At 59.4% G+C, this 18,500-nt stretch carries 14 protein-coding genes; 3 read left to right on the top strand and 11 right to left on the bottom strand.

Annotated features, from left to right (window positions below; all coding sequences use genetic code 11):
* Positions 1–35: 35 nt before the first annotated feature.
* The 11 genes from VL130_RS01220 to VL130_RS01270 all read right to left on the bottom strand — a co-directional run bounded on the left by VL130_RS01220 (position 36) and on the right by VL130_RS01270 (position 14,015).
* A complete protein-coding gene (locus VL130_RS01220; protein ID WP_325360259.1) occupies positions 36–1,427 on the bottom strand; it encodes a glycoside hydrolase family 30 protein in 1,392 nt (463 codons plus the stop codon).
* A 23-nt stretch (positions 1,428–1,450) separates the two neighbouring features.
* Entirely contained in the window at positions 1,451–2,953 is a 1,503-nt protein-coding gene (locus tag VL130_RS01225) for a tryptophan halogenase family protein (RefSeq protein WP_325360261.1), read from the bottom strand.
* A 274-nt stretch (positions 2,954–3,227) separates the two neighbouring features.
* On the bottom strand, positions 3,228–5,138 hold the full coding sequence (locus tag VL130_RS01230) for a glycoside hydrolase family 3 protein (protein ID WP_325360263.1): 1,911 nt from the start codon (positions 5,136–5,138) through the stop codon (positions 3,228–3,230).
* A gap of 177 nt (positions 5,139–5,315) precedes the next feature.
* Positions 5,316–8,225: a TonB-dependent receptor gene (locus VL130_RS01235; RefSeq protein ID WP_325360265.1), complete on the bottom strand. Its 2,910-nt coding sequence runs from the start codon at positions 8,223–8,225 to the stop codon at positions 5,316–5,318.
* A 306-nt stretch (positions 8,226–8,531) separates the two neighbouring features.
* Positions 8,532–9,605 carry a LacI family DNA-binding transcriptional regulator gene (locus VL130_RS01240; protein WP_325360267.1) on the bottom strand — a complete coding sequence of 358 codons (1,074 nt, stop codon included), beginning with the start codon at positions 9,603–9,605 and terminating at the stop codon, positions 8,532–8,534.
* A gap of 100 nt (positions 9,606–9,705) precedes the next feature.
* Positions 9,706–10,065 carry a hypothetical protein gene (locus VL130_RS01245; RefSeq protein ID WP_325360270.1) on the bottom strand — a complete coding sequence of 120 codons (360 nt, stop codon included), beginning with the start codon at positions 10,063–10,065 and terminating at the stop codon, positions 9,706–9,708.
* Positions 10,066–10,167: 102 nt separating this feature from the next.
* The gene (locus tag VL130_RS01250) at positions 10,168–10,512 is read right to left on the bottom strand and encodes a hypothetical protein (protein WP_325360273.1); all 345 of its coding nucleotides are present in this window, start codon (positions 10,510–10,512) and stop codon (positions 10,168–10,170) included.
* A complete protein-coding gene (locus tag VL130_RS01255) occupies positions 10,512–10,889 on the bottom strand; it encodes a hypothetical protein (protein ID WP_325360276.1) in 378 nt (125 codons plus the stop codon). The genes VL130_RS01250 and VL130_RS01255 overlap by 1 nt, the downstream gene beginning before the upstream one ends.
* On the bottom strand, positions 10,886–11,395 hold the full coding sequence (locus tag VL130_RS01260; RefSeq protein ID WP_325360278.1) for a YcgN family cysteine cluster protein: 510 nt from the start codon (positions 11,393–11,395) through the stop codon (positions 10,886–10,888). The genes VL130_RS01255 and VL130_RS01260 overlap by 4 nt, the downstream gene beginning before the upstream one ends.
* Before the next feature lie 48 nt (positions 11,396–11,443).
* Complete coding sequence (locus tag VL130_RS01265) at positions 11,444–13,015, bottom strand: GH39 family glycosyl hydrolase (RefSeq protein ID WP_325360280.1); 1,572 nt, start codon at positions 13,013–13,015, stop codon at positions 11,444–11,446.
* A 115-nt stretch (positions 13,016–13,130) separates the two neighbouring features.
* Complete coding sequence (locus VL130_RS01270) at positions 13,131–14,015, bottom strand: hypothetical protein (protein ID WP_325360282.1); 885 nt, start codon at positions 14,013–14,015, stop codon at positions 13,131–13,133.
* Positions 14,016–14,254: 239 nt separating this feature from the next.
* Between VL130_RS01270 and VL130_RS01275 the strand changes: the two genes are divergently transcribed.
* The 3 genes from VL130_RS01275 to VL130_RS01285 all read left to right on the top strand — a co-directional run bounded on the left by VL130_RS01275 (position 14,255) and on the right by VL130_RS01285 (position 18,292).
* The gene (locus VL130_RS01275) at positions 14,255–16,096 is read left to right on the top strand and encodes an ABC-F family ATP-binding cassette domain-containing protein (protein WP_325360284.1); all 1,842 of its coding nucleotides are present in this window, start codon (positions 14,255–14,257) and stop codon (positions 16,094–16,096) included.
* A gap of 153 nt (positions 16,097–16,249) precedes the next feature.
* The gene (locus tag VL130_RS01280; RefSeq protein ID WP_325360286.1) at positions 16,250–17,131 is read left to right on the top strand and encodes a hypothetical protein; all 882 of its coding nucleotides are present in this window, start codon (positions 16,250–16,252) and stop codon (positions 17,129–17,131) included.
* Between the two features lie 63 nt (positions 17,132–17,194).
* The gene (locus tag VL130_RS01285) at positions 17,195–18,292 is read left to right on the top strand and encodes a DUF2336 domain-containing protein (protein ID WP_325360287.1); all 1,098 of its coding nucleotides are present in this window, start codon (positions 17,195–17,197) and stop codon (positions 18,290–18,292) included.
* The last annotated feature ends 208 nt before the right edge of the window (positions 18,293–18,500 follow it).

Here is an 18,500-nt window from a genome sequence, read left to right on the forward strand (position 1 = left end):
TCGCGGCGCAGTCCGCGACGGAGGGGGTAACTTGCCTAAGGCCGCCACACAAACGTCGCCACCGCCCCGGCCGGCAGCGTGTACCCAAACGCCTTCCCGTCTGCCTCCACCGTAAACGCCGTCGCCGCCTTATTGCCATTCAAAGCGATCAGCACCAGCGAGCCATCCGGATTGCGAAACGCCACATTCGATATCCCGCCAGCCTCGTTAGAAGCCACCCGCACCGCCCCCGCCTTCACGAATTTCGACGCATGACCGAAGGCATAATATTCGATGTTTTTCGTCACCGCGCCCGTGCCTGAATTGATGGTCACGATACCGCGGCAATCGCCGCAACCGCCTTTATGCGGACCAAAGTTCTCATCGAGCGCCAGGTTCCACATCAGCACGCCCTTCGCCCAGTTGCGCGTAGACCCGATGATCAAATTCTTCACCGTCCAGCCGAAGGTCTCGTCGAATTTTGGCGCCCATTCACCGCCCGAACATTCGGTGAAATAGGCGTCCTTGTCCGGATAGGCGTCATGCACCGGCCCTTGCGCCGCCACATCGCCGGCATAGCAATGCCAGGCTACACCGGCCACATAAGGGCTGGCCTTTGCATCCCCCAGAACCGCCAAAGGCGAAGACGGCAGATCCCAGTTATGATCGTAATCAAGAATCTTTGTCGTGCCGCCATCGGCTGCCAGTTTCGGCCCCAGAAACCCGCCGATAAAGGCCGCGCGTGACGCCGGCTCCACCCGCATCCCCGGATAGGAATCCGGTTCAAACCCCGGCTCATTCTGCAAGGTCAGCAGCGTGATATCGACGCCCTCCGCCCGCATGTCCTTGAGATACCGCGACAGATAATCGGCAAAATACGGATAAGCTTCCGGCTTCAGCGAACCCTGAATAAGACTGTCCGTCGTCTTCATCCAGCCCGGCGCCGACCACGGCGAGGCCATGACCGTCAGCTTCGGATTAATCAACAAGGCCTGCTTCACCGCCGGAATGACATCCGTCTTCGCGGCCTCAATCGAGAAATGCGCCAGGCCCGGATCGCTCAGCCCCTTCGGCATGTCGTCGTAGCTGTAATGCGCGCGCGAAAAATCCGACGCCCCAATGGTCAGGCGCGTAAAACTGAACCCCAGACCGCCCTCGCCAAACAAATCACTCATCAGGGCATTGCGCTGGTCATCCGTCATTTTATTGCGGATCAAATACGCCGAAGCGTCCGTCATGGCAGCGCCAAACCCAACCATACTCTGATAGGTCTGCGCCGGATCGACCGTGATCACCGTACCCGACGCCTTGCCAAAGCTGACATCCGCCTGCGGCGCCAGCAACTTCGACTGATCGGCATCCGTCTCCCATACCTTTACCGGTCCGGCCTGCGCCACCACCGGCAAAGCGACCAACGCGGCCAATACCGCCACCTGGAAAATCCGCATCCTGTCCTCCTATTGGGCCTTGCCTAATTTGCTTGGCAATTGGCCTCTATATATTGCGCATGGCTCGGCATGGCGGCCACGCATTTGCCGATCACCCGGCTGATATCGTTGAGATATTTGAGAACCTCCGCCTCCGGTCGCAGATCAACGAACGGATCGTAACCGGCCGGAATCGCGCCCTGTCCGATCAGCACCTGTATCCAGCTCTCATCGGCGAAAAGCTCCTCGCCGTCCTTGAAGAAACGTCCCGCCGCCGACCACAGTTTCAGCCGTTCGGCCAGCCCTTCCGGTATCTCCATATCCCGGCAATACCGCCACATCGCCGTATCGTCGCGCGTGGTCAGCTTATAGTGCGCGATCAGGAAATCGCGGATGCGGCTATATTCAAAATCCGACTGATCATTGAAGGCGTCGCGCTGCACCGGATCGAAACCGCTGTCGGGAAACAGCGCCACCAACCGCAAAATCGCGCTCTGCACCATCTGGATCGAGGTCGATTCCAGCGGCTCCATGAACCCGCCGGCCAGCCCCATCGCCACGACATTCTTCAGCCATACCTTGCGCCGCTTGCCCGTCTTGAAGCGGATCACCCGCGGCTCCGCCAGCGCCTCACCCGGCAGGTTCGCCATCAGCACGGCCGTTGCCTCATCCTCGCTCATAAAGCGCGATGAAAACACATGGCCATTGCCCATCCGATGCTGCAACGGTATCCGCCATTGCCAGCCCGCCGTCCGCGCGATCGAGCGCGTATAGGGCAACGGTTCCCCCGTCGATACACACCCCACCGCCACCGCGCGATCACACGGCAGCCAGTGCGCCCAGTCCTCGAAGCCGGCACCCAGGGTCTGCTCGATCAGCAGCGCCCGCATCCCCGAACAATCGATAAACAGTTCGCCTGCGATCACCGCGCCGTTCTCCAGCACCACGCCTTCGATAAAACCATCCGCCGCCCGCTGGTTGACGGTGACGATCTTCCCTTCCGTCCGCTTTACCCCCAATGCTTCAGAATATTTTCGCAGGTATTGCGCATAGAGTCCGGCGTCAAAATGATAGGCATAGGCGATATCATTGAGCGGCGACGCCTTCATGTCCGGCCGCGCCCGCATGAAGCGGTTTTGATAGGCCGCCGCCGTATTGATCGAGTAGTCGGCAAACACATCCGACACCTGACCGGTGCCGCGATATTTAAGCCAGTACTGGTGCATCCTGAGCCAGCCGAGGTCCTGGCCGATCTTGCCGAAGCCGTGGATATAGGTATTCCCGACATGGCCCCAGTCGGTGAATTCGACCCCCAGCTTGAAGGTCGCTTTCGTCGATTTGATGAAGTCGGTCTCGTCCAGCTCCAGCAGATGATTGAAGCGCTTGATCGCCGGAATCGTCGCCTCGCCGACGCCAATGGTGCCGATGTCTTCCGACTCCACCAGCTCGATCTCAAGCCCTTTTCGCGCCAGTTTCGCCAGCAAGGCGGCGGCCATCCAGCCCGCCGTCCCGCCACCAACAATCACCACTTTCTTCAGAGGAGTCATGCCCGGATACCCACGGCATTTATCCGTACCTTCCCGGCTCCGCCGGTGAGGGGGACCGCGCGCCGGCTATTCAGAAGACACGCAAGGAATGGCGCGTGGTGGTGGGGTTTCTTGCTTTCTTTTTCTCTTCCGTCCATTAAGTGAAGTAAGCAAGATACCCCACCACCACGCCTCAAGAGAGGCGCGGTCGCATGGCTTGCGAAAGCTATATTTTCGCCAGCGCCAAACTCCATCAGAGATGGGGAGGTACAAGAAAAAGCGGGATCGTTCAGCGTCATTTACATTCCACCGGTGCGGCCACAGGCAATGCGCCCACCTCTCCGGTTTTAGCATAGCTCAGCCCGTATCCCAAGGCGAACAGCGGCGCCGCCCCTGCCGGACAACCCGCCGACGGCCAGTCAAACGACAGGGTGCCTCGGAAGTCTTTCGTCCCGAACAGCACATCCGTCACGCCCTTGCCTTCGGTCCCCGGCAGCCACGCCGCCACAAAGGCATCCGACAGATTGATCAGGTCGTTGGCATAGGCCGTCCGGCCCGATTCAAACACGGTGATCACCGGTTTGCCCTTGCCGGATACCGCCTGCAACACCTTCACATCTTCCGGATAGCGCGCCGAATGCGACAGGTTGCTGATATCCCCCGCCGTCTCGGCATAGGGCGTCTCACCCACCACCGCGATCACCGCATCATACTGGCTGACATCTATGCCCGACGCATCCGCGCTATAGGTCACATCCCCCGCCTCGGCCTTTACCCCCACCAAAATGCTGTCCGCATTCGGGAAGTCCGTATTGGCATTGTCCGTGCCCTGCCAGGTGACGCTCCAGCCGCCGGTCTGGTTGCCGAGACTGTCGGCGCTCTTGCCGACCACCAGGATTTTCGCGCCCTTTTTCAATGGCAGCGCGCTCCTCTCATTCTTCAGCAGCACCAGCGACTCGGATACCGCCCGCCGCGCCAGATCAGGCGCCTGGATCGCCGACATCTTGCCGGCATAGGGATTGCCCGAAGGCCGCTGACCAAAAATCCCCGCGCGCATCTTCACGCGTAAAATCCGCGTCACGGCGTCATCAATGCGCGCCACCGGAATGGCCCCGCTCTCGACATCGGCCACGGTCGCCTCAATGAATTTGTCCCACTCCAGCGGCACCATCATCATGTCGATTCCGGCATTGATCGCCTGCGGGCAATGATAATTCAGGCACCCCGGCAACTGCCCCACAGCGTTCCAGTCGGAGACGACAAATCCGTCAAAGCCCATCTTGTTTTTCAGCACGTCGGTCAGCAAGTATTCGTCGCCGTGCATCTTGCCGTAGTCTTTACCTGTCGCCCCATCGGTCCATGATGAATAGGAGGCCATCACCGTCTGCACGCCGGCGCCCAGCGCGCCATAATAGCCCTGGCCATGAATATTCATCAGATCCGATTCCGACGACATATTGACGCCCTGGTCCTTGCCGTTCAGCGTGCCACCATCGCCGATATAATGCTTGGCGGTCGCCACCACATTGCCGGCTTTCGAGAAATCGCCCTGCATCCCGGTGACATAGGCCGAAGCATAGGCCTTCACCTCCAGTGGATCGGACGAAAAGCCCTCATAGGTCCGGCCCCAGCGCTGGTCCTCAACCACGGCAAGCGTCGGCGCGAAGACCCAGTTGATGCCGGTGGCGCGCACCGCCTTCGCTGTCGCCGCACCGATCTCGCCGATCAGTTCCGGATCATGCGCCGCGCCCAGACCGATATTGTGCGGAAAGAGCGTCGCCCCGATGACATTGCCGTGGCCATGCACCGCATCCGTACCCCACAGCAGCGGAATCTTCGTCTTCATGTCGGTTTTCATCGACGCGTCATAGAAGCCGTCCGACATATCCACCCAGCCCTTCAGCGTGGCGTGCTTCATCATATAGGGCCATGAGCCGCCACCATTGAGCACCGAACCGATATAGGACTTGCGGATATCCTCCGGCGTCACCGCCTTGATCTCGGCCTGAGTCATCTGGCCGATCTTCTGCCGCAACGTCATGCCAGCCACAATCTGCGCGATCTTCGCTTCCATCGCCGCATCCGGCTTGATGGCCGATTCAATATGCGGCCAGTCGGTCAGTGCCTGCGCATAACCCATCGGCGCAAACAGCAGACACAGCGAGATCGATCCGAGCAGCGCCCGGCGGAAAGACAACTTGGACATGGGAATTTCCTATACCTCCCCACCTCCGGTGGGGAGGGGGACCGAAGCGCGCTTGCGCTTTGGTGGTGGGGTTTCTTACTTCAATCAAATTCAAAAAAAGTATCCGGGGAAGACCGGGAGGAGCCCTCCCCGGATAACCGTCGCCTTCCGCCACTACAGCGGAAGACGTCTCAGGGCCTACTGGAACTTGTAGCTGACGCCGAAGAGGATCGTCTGGCCATATTCCTCGTAGTTTTCGGGATAGGACGAGCCGTCCGCCGCCCGGTTTTCGCCTACCTTCAACTGCGTCTGGTAGTTCGAATTGGCCAGGTTATAGCCCTGCAACAGGAAGGTGACGCCCTTGAGCGGGCCATCCTGCATCTGGTAACTGACCTGTGCATCGACCTGCTTGTCCGCCAGGATACGCGTCACCGCTCGGTTGGCGTAAAGCGCATAGGCTTCACCCAGGAAGGCCGAACGATAGCGATAGCTCAGGCGCGCCGAGAAGCCGCCATGCTCGTAATAGCCGGTGACATTGGCCACGTCGCCGGAGAAGCCCGGCAGCTTGCTCGGATCAACATCACTGCCCGACTGGATATTCGTCCAGCCGCGCGACACACTGCCGATCAGGCCGAAACCATCCAGCTTGTCCCAGATCAACTGACCATCGATCGCGCCGCTCAGTTCCAGACCACTGACATTGCCGCCATGGCCATTTTGCGGCTGGGTGAACGGACCAATATTGGCCGGTGCGCCATTCTCATAGGTCAGGCTTTTGGGCCAGGCGATCGGCGTAGCGCCGGTGTAGTTGACAAAACCATTGGCGTCGAAGTCGAAATAGTCGTCAGTGACATTGCGGATATAGGTACGCAGAACCTTCTGGAAGGTGGCGACGCCGATATAGCTGGTCTTGTTGAAGTAGCGTTCATACGAGAAATCGACGCCATCGGCGATCCACGGCTTGAGGTTCGGATTGCCGCCGGAACCGCTCCAGTGCGGCTCATAGGTGCCGCCGCTGCCGGGAAGCGGCACGCTGGCGTTGCGGGTGCCACGCATGTCGTCCATGCGCGGACGGGCCATGGCGCGGCTCAGCGCAAAGCGGAAGACCGAGCTGTCGTCGATATCGTAGATCAGGTTCAGGCTAGGAAGGAAATCACCGTATTTTTCAGTGCCTTCAACCCAGTTTCCCAGCGAAGGCGTGGTGGCAGTCGAGTGCTGATAGATGTCATAACCACCGGCGGTCTGCTTGGCGCTGACATATTGCAGGCCCAGGTTACCACGCAGGCCATGTCCGCCCATGGTCGTATCGATATTGAACTTGGCGAACAGGGTCACCAGTTCCTCATCAACCTGCCAGTATTTGTTGAGGTTGTCGTCGTTGAGCAGCGGCTTCTTGTCGTAATACTTGTTGATCACATCGCCCAGATCATACGAAAGCACCCCGCCAAAACCGGCGAAATCGAGATTGGTCGGCGCCTGCAAGTCGGCGGCGTCAACCGCCACACGGGTACCGTGGCAGTTATTGGCGGCCTGGTCCCAGCCCTTGAGGCACAGATCCCATTCCTGTACGCCCTTGTTCTTGGTGCGATGCGAATAATCGACGCCCAGTTCAACGCTCTTGAAACCAGCCCAGTCGATATCGTGCACGCCGCTAAAGCGCGCCGTCGCCAACTGGTCGGTGACTTTCGGCGTGCGGATGGCGCCGTCATGACCCCAACCGCCCCAGGGCGCCGCATCGCCGAGATAGACATTATCGGCATCGGCATAATCGAAACCCGGATGAAGCTGCGGGAAATCACCAAAGGCGATATTCTCGTCAATCGTATCGAAGGTCCGGCTGACCGGCGTCGGATTGGTGCCATAGCCGGCATAGGTTTCGGCGATGCTTTCCTTACGGACCGAGCGCGAATAGCCGAAATCAATCACCGACCGCCAGGCGCCGATGTTGAATCGGTTGTTCGAGCCGAAAGCGAACATCTCGTCGCGGCGCAGGTTGTTATCATTGCGGATGATCGGCGCGATGCCGCTGATCGTCGCCTTCTGCACCACCGGCGTGCCGCCGTGATCGGACACCACGACGTTCGAGAAACGGATATCATCCGTCCATTGCGTCTGATACCACTGCGCCCCGTGCGTCACTTCATTCTGGTCGAAGACCGAATAGTAGAAATCATTCACGCTGCGGAAATTTTCGCTCGGTTTGAAATCGAACACGGCCATATAGCCGTCGCGCGTCTGCCGGCGGGCCGTCGACCAGATTTCAACGCCGTGCAGGCCGAACACGTCCGCATTGCCAGCGCCCAGGCGCGGCACATCCGGATCGGTTGGATTAGCTTTCGGCAGATTGCCTTGCTTGTCCCACCACCAGCTCTTAGAATGTTCCAGTTCCGACGGATCATCGAGGTGCGCATAGGAGAGCGCGACGCCCAGCTTGCCATCGAAGAACTGGTCGATATAGGCCAGGCTGATACGGTTACCATTGGGGCTGTAACCGGGAACGACCTCGCCATTGGTATTGACCGAACCGCGCAGGTTCACCGAGATGACGCGCTTGTTATAATCGAGCGGACGCACCGTATTCAGCACCACCGTACCGGAAAGCCCCTGGCCGGTAATGCCGGCGTCCGGCGTCTTGTAAACAATAGCCGAGGAGACCATTTCCGACGGATACTGGTCGAATTCGGCGGCGCGGTTGTCACCGGAAGAGACCTGCATCCGGCCATTCAGCAGCGTGGTCGAGAAATCGCCGGAGAGGCCGCGAATGGAGATGGTCTGCGAGCGGCCCCCGACGCGCTGCGCCGCCAGGCCCGGCAGGCGCGCCAGCGATTCGGCGATCGAGGCATCCGGCAGCTTGCCGATATCTTCGGCCGAAACCGCTTCGACGATCGAGGTGTTCCGTTTCTTGATGGCCAGCGAATCCTGCAAACCCTTGCGGATACCGGTCACCACAATGGTGGTTGTATCTTCGGCCGGGGCAGCAGCGGCGGCTGTATCCTGTGCATAGGCGGCGGTCACCAGGCCACCGAGCGCGACCGCGCAGGCGGCCGTCCCCATCAGAACCGCTTTAATGGACGCAGAATGGCCGCGTCGCGTGACAGATTTCATCATGTTCCTCCCCAGATCGGGTTATGTGCTGTTTAGCGGCGGGTTGACCCCGCCATTGGAAGCGCTCTCAATTTCTGCTCCGCACGATACGCTTCTGTCAAGCACTAGACCACGCAGGAGCCTGTTTCCCGCCATATTTTGCCAGATCAGAAGCGAAATGTGTTCAATATGACACAAAGTTAACCTTGAAACGAAGATACATCGCCGCATGGGAGCGCTCCCATAAACCTGCGCCTCCCCGCCTGTCAGGGAGGGGGACCCCGCCTCTCTTGAGGCGTGGGGGTGGGGTATCTGGCTTTCTTATTCCTACTACGCCTGCGGCGCGCTGGCGCTTTCGCGCATGACCACCTTATGCGCCACCACATCGAAGCGCACCGGCAGGGGGCCGCTGGCCGTCTTGCCGGCCTTGATCCGCTCGACAATCATTTCCACGGCGCGGTAACCGATGGTTTTCAGCGGCTGATTGACGGTTGTCAGCGGCGGCCAGATGATCTCCGACACCGGCGTATCATCGAACCCGACGATCGACAGATCCTGCGGAATATTCAGGCCGATCTTGTGCGCCGAAAACAGCGCGCCGACGGCCATGTCATCATTGGCGCAGATCAGCGCGCTCGGCCGATGCCCATTATTCAGGATCGCCGCCGTTGTTTCGACCCCCGACCGGAAGGTGAAATTGCCGCGCATGACCATGACATCGCGTTCCTCGACCCCCGCTTCGGCGATGGCCCGGCGGAAGCCTGAATAGCGTTCCTCGGCCGACAAGTGCCCTTCCAGGCCTTTGATAAAGCCGAACTTTTTATGACCGAGCGACAGCATGTAGCGGGTCATTTCATAGCCCGCCACCTCGTCGTCGATCCCGACGCCGGAGGCCACCTTCTGCGCTTCCAGTCCCGGTGAAATGCACACCACCGGGCAGTTGCGCTTTTCCAGTTCGCGCAGCAGGTCGCAGTCGTCGGAAAAGGGCGGCGTCAAAATCAGCCCGTCGCAGCGGCGCGAATCGACCAGTTCGATGATCTTCGTCGTCTTGCCGAGCGAATGCTGGTTGACCGTGTGCATCAGCAACTGGAAACCAGCCTCGGCGCAGGCCCGCAAGGCCCCCAGCTCCAGGCCCGAATGATAGAAGGAATTGGGTTCCGAATCGAGATCGGAGGCATAGACCAGGCCCAGCACCTGCGTCTTGCCGCCGGCCAGGAACCGCGCCTGCATATTGACCTTGTATTGCAGCTTGTCGACGGCCTTGAGCACGCGCTGGCGCACTTCCTCGCGCACATTTGGTCCGCCATTAAGCACACGCGACACAGTGGCCCGCGCCACGCCTGACAGCGCCGCTACGTCATCAATCGTCGGTTTACTTGTGGTCTTCAGTTTACCGGCACTCAAAAGGAAGTCTCACTCGCCATGAATTATGACCGCTTTATGCGGCCTGTCGGCGAATGACACAAGTCTTCATCGCACTCAAATTGAAAGCGCTCTCAAATTGTCAGTCGTGATTGCGCCCCCGATCATGGTCATGCCGGTCATTCCGCCGGTTGCCATGATTGTTGTCACGTCCGCGGCGCATCCGTGAAGACTGATAACCGTCCGAAGCCTCCCGGCGGAAATGACGGCCTTCGTCACGGCGGTAGCGGCGGGTCGTGCGATCGCGGTAATAGTACCAGCCGTCGGCATCCCAGTAGCCTTCGCTCACCGGACCGTAATAGTTGTCATAATAGAGGTCGTCGTAATCGTTATTGCCATAGCCGACACCGGCGCCATAATAATCGGCACAGGCGCTAAGGCCCACCGCCGCACCGGAAACAGCCGCGAATAACAAGGATCGTCTGGAAACAGGATGCGTCATAGCGATGCCTTTCTGACAGCCCCCGCCGTCCGATTTACGCATCTTATCCGCTAAGCGCGAAAGCCGGAATGACCGCCATATCGCAAGGATATTGTAAGCGCTTTACCGTCTCTGCGGCTTCTGCGGCTTCGCCGTCTGCCGTTTGCGGATTGCATCACGCATCCGGGCGAAGAACTTCAGTTCGCGCGTCACGCCGCCGAATGTCCCGGCCTTGTCCAGTTCGACCCACAGAGCGCTCGTCCTGTCCTTGCTGTCCTTGTGCGCCAGGATATAGTCGAGATAGGCGCCAAGCCGCTTCTGCGCCTTCACATCGGTCAGGCCGTAATCGAGAAAATAGTCGCCAACATCCATGCCAAGGTTACTGGCCACCTTGTCCACTGCCGGATCAGCCATATCGCTGACCAGTTTCACGAATTCTTCCGGCATTTCCATCAAATGGCTCATCATCAGTCCTCGTGAATTTCAAAATCGTCGAAGCGGCCGGCCATCACCGCCGGCCAGTCGTGGTCTTCGTAGCCATAGACCTCCAGCGAAAAGAAGTCTTCCGCCGCATTGGGAAACCACAGCAAAGCGCCGCCGCCCAGTTGATAATCGGCCATCGAGAAGTTGACGCCAAAAGGATAATCCGCCTTGTGATCGGTCAGGACATCGAGCAGGTTTTGCAAGGCCTCGTCATCGCTGAGGATGAAGTGCAGATAGCCGCCACCGGGCGTATATTCGCGTGACAGAACCTGCGGCGCCAGACTGCCCCAGGCCGTCTGCCAGTAGGGCGCCAGGCACGCGGCGATCAAACCGGCCTCGACCTGCGTCAACCCCTCGCTCACCGGTCCTCCACTGCATCAATATCCTCCGCCGGCCAATCCGAGCGGTCTTCATTCAGGTCCCAGGCGGCGAAATCGAGCGCCTCTTCCGGATATCCCAACGACAGTTCCGAAATCGTCTGGCCGCGGATAGATACGCCGGCGCGATGCACCGTCTCGCGGTCGCCGGTGATCAGATGATGCCATTCCGGCAAGGTCTTGCCCTCATTCAGCCGGCGATAGGCGCAACTCAGCGGCATCCATTCCAGCGCCTGGATATTGCCCGGCGTCAGCTTGATACAGTCCGGCACATGCTTCTTGCGGTTGGCGTAATCCGAGCACGTACACTTACCCGGATCGAACAGCTTGCAGTGCACCCGCGTCGGGACGACCTCCAGCGTGTCCTCGTCCTCGAACCGCACCAGGCAGCACAGCCCGCAGCCATCGCACAGGGATTCCCATTCCTGCGGGTTCATTTCGGCGAGAGTCTTGGTTTCCCAGAAACGGTTTTGTACAGCATTATCGGTCATTTGCGGGCTTATAATCCCCCGCGCCCGATTTTGCACCCATGATATTGCCTAAACCGGCTTAAGCGTCACCAGAACGATATCATTGCTCGACATCGGCAGGCTGACAGACGCCTTGCCATTGACCCCGACCGTCACCTTGCGCACCTCTGGCTTATCCGTCGTCAGGGCCTGCAACTGCGCCAGTTGAGCGGGGTTAAGCGACTCTGGCGCCTTCATGTCGATATAGGCCGAATAGGCGTCATTTTTGCGGAAACCGGTGCGGCGGATTTCCAGCGCATAGACGCCCGGTTTCAGCCCGGCCACGCGCATATCCACCGGCGCTGACGGCGCATTGGCCACGATCCGGCTGTAAAACGGCTTGTTGCTGACGGTTTGCACCGGCTGCTGGAAATCCCAGACCATGGCCGCCACGCTATTCCCATCGGCCGCCGCCCAAACCTGCGCATCGGATGACGGCAGGGCCTTACCCTGCAAAGCGTTGAGGTACTTATAGGCGAACCAGGCCGGTTTGCGGATGCCCTCGCGGGTCTGCAAACCGAAACCACCGTGGAAAGGCGTCGGCGGCGGACCGGGCTCCTCAAAGAGATCAGTATAGACCCAGTAACTCATCCCTTGCAGCAACCCCTGACTGGCCTTGAGCTTGCTGAGGATATAGGGCGCCGAAATATAGGAATCGTGGACCAGGTCGCGCGGCGTATAGCTGGTGCTCCATTCGGTGAAATAGAGCGGCAGGCCGGGATAGGCGGAGGCCTCGATCTCGGCGCGCACACGCTTCACATCGCCGACAATCGCGTCCGGTGACGGATCAAGCTTGGTGTCCTGTTTGCCCTGCTCATCGAGGAAACCGCCCTGCACGCCATAGGTATGGGTGGTGACGAAATCGACCGGCGCATTGGTCGCCTTGGTGAAGGCCAGGAATTCCGGCACCCACGCCGCGCCGGCCGTCGAAGGCCCGCCGACGCGCAAACCGGCATCGACCGCTTTCAGGGTCCGCGCCGTCAGGCCATAGAGCGCGAAATAGGCCTGCTGGTCGGCATACTGGAAGAAACCGTCGAGGTTCGGCTCGTTCCACACCTCGAAGAACCAGGTCCGCACCTCGTCAATGCCGTAACGCGCGATGATATGGCGGGCGAAGGCGTCGATCAGATGCGCCCACAGATCGAAGCGCGGATGCGAGGTATTGCCCTTCCAGTAGAAGATGGTCTGGTCGGAGGTCTTTAACGCCTCCGGCGTGAAGCCCAGTTCGACAAACGGCTTGATCTTCTTGGCCAGCAGGGCGTCGTAGAGATAGTCGATCTTCGTCCAGTCATAGACGATCTTGCCGTCGACACTTTTCACCGTGCCCAGCACATCATGGAAAATGTCGTGGAAACGGATATAGCGAAAACCCAGTTCATTGACCGTGGTTTTCAACTGCGCCTGACTGTCATCACGGATCAGCGTACCGGGAAAATCCGACCCGACCGATAGGTCAAAGAACCGGTCCAGCGGCAGCAATGCCTGCGCCACATCGAGCGCCACCTGACGGGTTTTGCTACTTTTGGCGAACCCCGCCGACGGCGCCGCCATCCCCAGCAACATCAGTGCCGACAGCGACCGGCGCGACATCTCGTGACCCATGATCTCTTCCCTTCAATTGTTTTTATATGACAATTGATAGCGCTAACAACGAAAAGCGCAAGTCCTATTGAATTCCACCAACCAGTCGCTAAATGGCCTTTATGCTCATTAGAAATCACCAAGGAAAATTCAACGGCTCCCAATCGGTCTGAGGGTGCTCGAACAAGGCGACATATTGATCTTGCGGACCCCATTCAGGCACCACCTCGAAATAAAAGTGGCCACTGAGTTCAGTCGCTATCCCAATCGCATTTTGCAGACCAAACTGTGCCACAAGCATTACTGCACATGCCGCAACTGCTTGAAAAGCATGTGCAAGAGTGGCCTTAGCAAAATTGATTTCTCGATCATGCTTTGTGAGGTTGTATGCCTGATACCACGGTAAATCCTGAGTAGGCTTCCCCCCAACTCGCCAGCGTGCAAATGGTTTGAAAAGACCAAGCTGAGGATACTTCCAAAAATGAACCTGAAAATCTTTCAATTTGAGTGGCGCAGCTAAAAGTACATAATCAGTGGTACTGCTGGTCTTAGATCGATTATTTGCTCTCAAAACCCCCGTCCAATGCATTTCCGCCTCAGTGCAAGCCGAAATCAGAAGGTTCCGCACATTATGTCCGTACACACTTAAGGTAGATTTATCTGGATGCACCGACCTGCAAATGTGATCTAATTCCCGGCAAAATACTGCGAGCTGTGCTTTTGCATCTGCGACATAGATTTTTTCTGCTTTGGTCAATGCTCTTTCATAGGGGCCGCCGAACGGCGCGTAATTTGGACGCCACATTCGAGGATAATATTTACCTGGAGGGACGCTTATCTCCTTGAACTCCTTCTTCGACCATCCTGCATTTCCATTGATTGTCCAAATGGCCTTCTTACCGTAATTCGTTACGTCAGACGCAGTTGTGAAAGGTTTCTCCCAACTTAAAGCATTGCGTCTCCACAATTCAGTCTGTTCAATTCCGAAACTGCGAATAAAATATTTCGGATTAGCTGACAATGCTCACCCCTTTTGCGCTGTAAATTTTAAACTTACGCCAATTGTTGAAGTATGTTGAGAACAGAGCAAGCCATCAACGTCTTTATGATTTTCAAATTTAAAACACAAATCGGCTTACGGGTATATATATCCAAAAGAGACAAAAGCGGTTTTTCGGCATATTACCTCGATCGCATTCAAATACGACAATCCTCCAAATTTCCTTTGTAAAATAGGCCGTCACGCACTACATCCCCGTCATGGCCAAAAACCCCTCCCCCAAGGCGCCGCTGCTCGCGCTCAAAGACGTCCGCCTGATGGACGGCATGAACCCCCTGTTCGACGGCGTCGATATCGCGCTGGAGCGCGGCGTGCGCGCCTGTCTCGTCGGCAAGAACGGCGCCGGCAAGTCCACCCTGATGCGCCTGATGTGCGGCCTGATCGAGGCTGACTCAGGCGAGCGCGTCGTCAATTCCGGCGTCCGCTACGCCTTCGTCCTGCAGGAACCGGAACCGACCGGCGACACCATCCTCGACTGGGCCTGTTCCGGCGGCGCCGAACACTATACCGCCGAGGCCGAACTTTACGCCTTCGAGATCGACCCGAACGGCCCGACCACCTCGATGTCCGGCGGGGAAAAGCGCCGCGCCGCGCTGGCCAAGGCCTTCGCCGAAGAACCCGACCTGTTGTTCCTCGACGAACCGACCAACCACCTCGATATCTTCGCCATCGAAACCCTCGAAGACCGCCTGCGCTCGTTCCGCGGCGCCGCCCTGATCGTGAGCCACGACCGGACCTTCCTGGAGCGCACCACCCAGCGCTGTTTCTGGCTCTATGACCGCAAGGTCAACAAGCTCGACCAGGGCTATGCCGCCTTCGAGCCGTGGTCGGAATCAGTGATAAAAGACGCCGAAGAATCGCTGTCACGCCTGCAAAAGGCCATCGAGCGCGAAACAAAGACCTTCTATTCCTCGATCACCGCCCGCCGCACGCGCAACGAAGGCCGCGCCGCACGCCTCAACGCCATGCGCGCCGATGCCCAGGCCCGCCTGATGCAACGCGGCAAGACGATGGAAATGACCATCGATTCCGGCGGCACCTCCGGCCGCCTCGTCGCCGAACTGAAAGGCGTCAGCAAGGCGTTCGGCGAACGCACGCTTTTGAAAAACTTCTCGACCCGCATCATGCGCGGCGATCGCCTGGCCATCGTCGGCCCCAACGGCGCCGGCAAGTCCACGCTCGTCAAGCTGCTGCTCGGCCAGATTCCGGCGGACTCAGGCGAGATCAAGCTCGGCACCAATCTCGAAGTCGCCTATCTCGACCAGGGCCGCGACGCCCTGAAAGGCGACGAAACCCTGTGGGACGTGCTGGCCAATTCCGGTTCGGATTCGATCATGGTGCAGGGCACGCCGAAGCACGTCGCCGCCTACGCCAAGGACTTCCTGTTCCGCGACAACCAGTTGCGCCAGCCGGTGAAATCGCTCTCCGGCGGAGAGCGCAACCGCCTGCAACTGGCCCGCGCCCTCGCCAAGGCCACCAACATGCTGGTGCTCGACGAACCGACCAACGATCTCGACATGGACACGCTCGACCTGCTCGAAGATATGCTGGCCGATTACGATGGCACCTTGATTCTGGTCTCCCACGATCGGGATTTCATCGACCGCCTGGCCACCTCGACCCTGGCGCTCAACGGCAAGGGCGACGCCGCCGAAACCCCCGGCGGCTGGCAGGATTTCATCCGCCAGAACCCGGATTTCTTCTCCGAAATCTCGCGCATGGAATCGATCAAGATCAAGGGCGATGCGCCCAAGGTCCTGTTCGAAAAGCCGGTAGAGGTAAGCACGCTCGCTAAAAAGCCGGCCGCGAAACTCTCCTACAAGGACCAGAAGCGCCTCGAAGATCTGGAGCGTCTGATGCCGGAATGGCAGGCCGAAATCGCCAAGATGGAGGAGATCCTCAGCGATCCCAACCTCTATACCAAGGCGCCCAAAGCCTTTGAGCAGACCACCCGTATGTTGACCCACACCCGCACCTCGCTGGAAAACGGCGAGATGGAATGGCTCGAACTGGAAGAAAAACGCGCCCAACTGGCGGGTTAGGAACCACTAAGCAAGATACCCCCCCTTCGCCCCCAATCCACTTCCGCGCCGCCACCGAAATTCCCCGCCCCTTATTAGGTCTTAATTAAACTCACTGGCTTAGGCTGTCAGGGTTGCAACCTGACGTACTGCGTGAAAGCCCGATCGCAAGCCATGACCAAGCCTGCCCGCCGCGCCTGTTATCTGCTGTCCGCCGCCGCCCTGATGGTGATTGCGGCCCCGTGCGCGGCATTTGCCAGTTCGGCCGGCTACCTCTACTGGAACGCTAAGTCTCAACCATCGGCCGATACCCCTGCGCAAACCGAACAGGTCAATACCACCACCGGCGCCTATCCGGTTCCCGCCTCGCCCTACGGCCAGGTCGGCGATCCCTATGCCCACAGCCTGCGCTGGCCGGCCAAACAGACCCCCGCCGTCGCCTCGGTCTCCCCGCCGCCGCAACCGACCTTCGCCCCCGTGCCCGCACCGCCAATCCGTAATCCGTCGCCGGTTTCGGTGTCGCAACCGGTGCCAATGAGCGCGCCACGTCCGGTCGCCGTTGTGCCTGTTCCGCAAGCGCCTGAACGCGAAGACCCCGGCCTCGCCGACGATCCCGGCATGGCTGACACGGCGCCCCCCAAGCCTGCGCCCGCGGCCGCCCCAAAATCCGCGCCGGCAGTCGCCACTAACGACGCCTATCAGGTGCCTGCGACCAGCAAGTACGCCGCACGCATCGCCGCCGCACGCGCCACCGCCCTGCCGGCTGCCGAAGCGCCCCAAACCATAAAAACCGATCCCAAATCGACCGCCACCGCGCCGGAACCCGATGTGTCGCTGGCGTCACAGGAAACCGATCACGTCTTCATTCCCGGCGAACACTATACGTCCCCGGCCGACGAACCGCGTATCTACAGCCTGCATCGCCAGTACGGTATGCGTCCCGATCCGATTACCGTTACGCAAGGCGCGACCGGCGCACTCCTGACCGTCTCACCCGATGAGCAGGCCGGCGATCCCAACGATGACGACAAAAAATCCGCCACCGATAAGAACTGATCCATACTAAAACCTTCTCGCCAGCCAAACCTTCCCCGCCAGAACGGCCCTCAAGGAAACAGAATGTCCCGCGTCCCGACCTCTTCGCTGATCGACCTGATCGAACTGGCCCAGGAGCCTTCGAGCGCCAAGCGCCGCGAACTGCTGCGCCAGGTAACCGGCATCTTCATGACCAGCCCGGAAGAGATCAGCGACTCGGAAATGGCGCTGTACGACTCGGTGATGAGCCAACTCGCGGCCGATATGGAAACCGTCGTCCGCGCCGAGATTTCCTCTACCATCTCCCAAACGCGTAATGCGCCGATGGGCCTGCTGCGCCGGCTGGCGTCCGATGACATCTCCGTCGCCGAACCGATCCTGACGCGCTCGCAGGCGCTCAGCGAAACCGACCTGATGCACATCGTCTCGACCCAGGGGCAGGACCACCTGCGCGCCGTCTCGAAGCGTGAGTCCGTGCCGGAAAGCGTCTCTGGCGTCATCGTCAACCGCGGCGACGACACCACCCTCCACACGCTCCTGAGCAATGATGGCGCCCGCCTGTCGCGCGCCTCGAACGAGGCCGTCATCCAGCGCGCCCAGGCCAATCCCGCGCTGCACGAGGCCGTTGTCAACCGCGCCGATATGCCGGTCGATCTGATGAATGACATGTATTTCGTCGTCGAGGCCCGCCTGCGCGAACGTATCATGCGCGAAAACGAAAAGCTCGATCCCGCCACGCTCGAACAGGCTTTGTCACGCGGCCGCGACAAGGTGGCCGTCGCCTACGGCAGCTTCCCGGACGATTATGAAAAGATCTCAGCCGAGGTCGAAACCCTGCGCCGCAATTCGCGCCTGACCCCGACCCTGCTCGCCAAATATATGCGCGATCCGAACCCGACCTATTTCCTCTGCGCCCTGTCACAGATGGCCGATCTCGATTTCCTGACCGCCCGGCACCTGGTCGAAAAGAAGGAGATCGACGCGCTGGCCATCGCCTGCAAGGCCGCCGATCTCGACAAGGCCCTCTTCCTGACCTACGCCATGATCATGCTGTCGGACCAGGAAAACGCCATGGGCAAGGCCAGCGATTACGCCCGCCTCTATACCGACCTGCCGCGCGATACGGCGCTTCGGACCATCCGTTTCTGGCGCCTGCGCCGCGCCGAAGGTCACGCCGCGTGATCGAGACAAGTCTCGATTAAGCTTTTTTACTTTAGAAGATACGCGCAAACGTGCGCGACGGCCGGTCGGCCTTACCAGACGTGACGGCACGATGCCGTCTCATCTGGAATTCTGTGATCTTGCACCTCCCCACTTGTTGGGGAGGGGGACCGCAAGCGTAGCGAAGTGGTGGTGGGGTTTCTGGCTTCCTTACCCCAGGCTCCAGCCA

The sequence above is a fragment of the Asticcacaulis sp. genome, from assembly GCF_035497195.1.
In the GTDB taxonomy this organism is placed as follows: Bacteria; Pseudomonadota; Alphaproteobacteria; order Caulobacterales; family Caulobacteraceae; genus Asticcacaulis.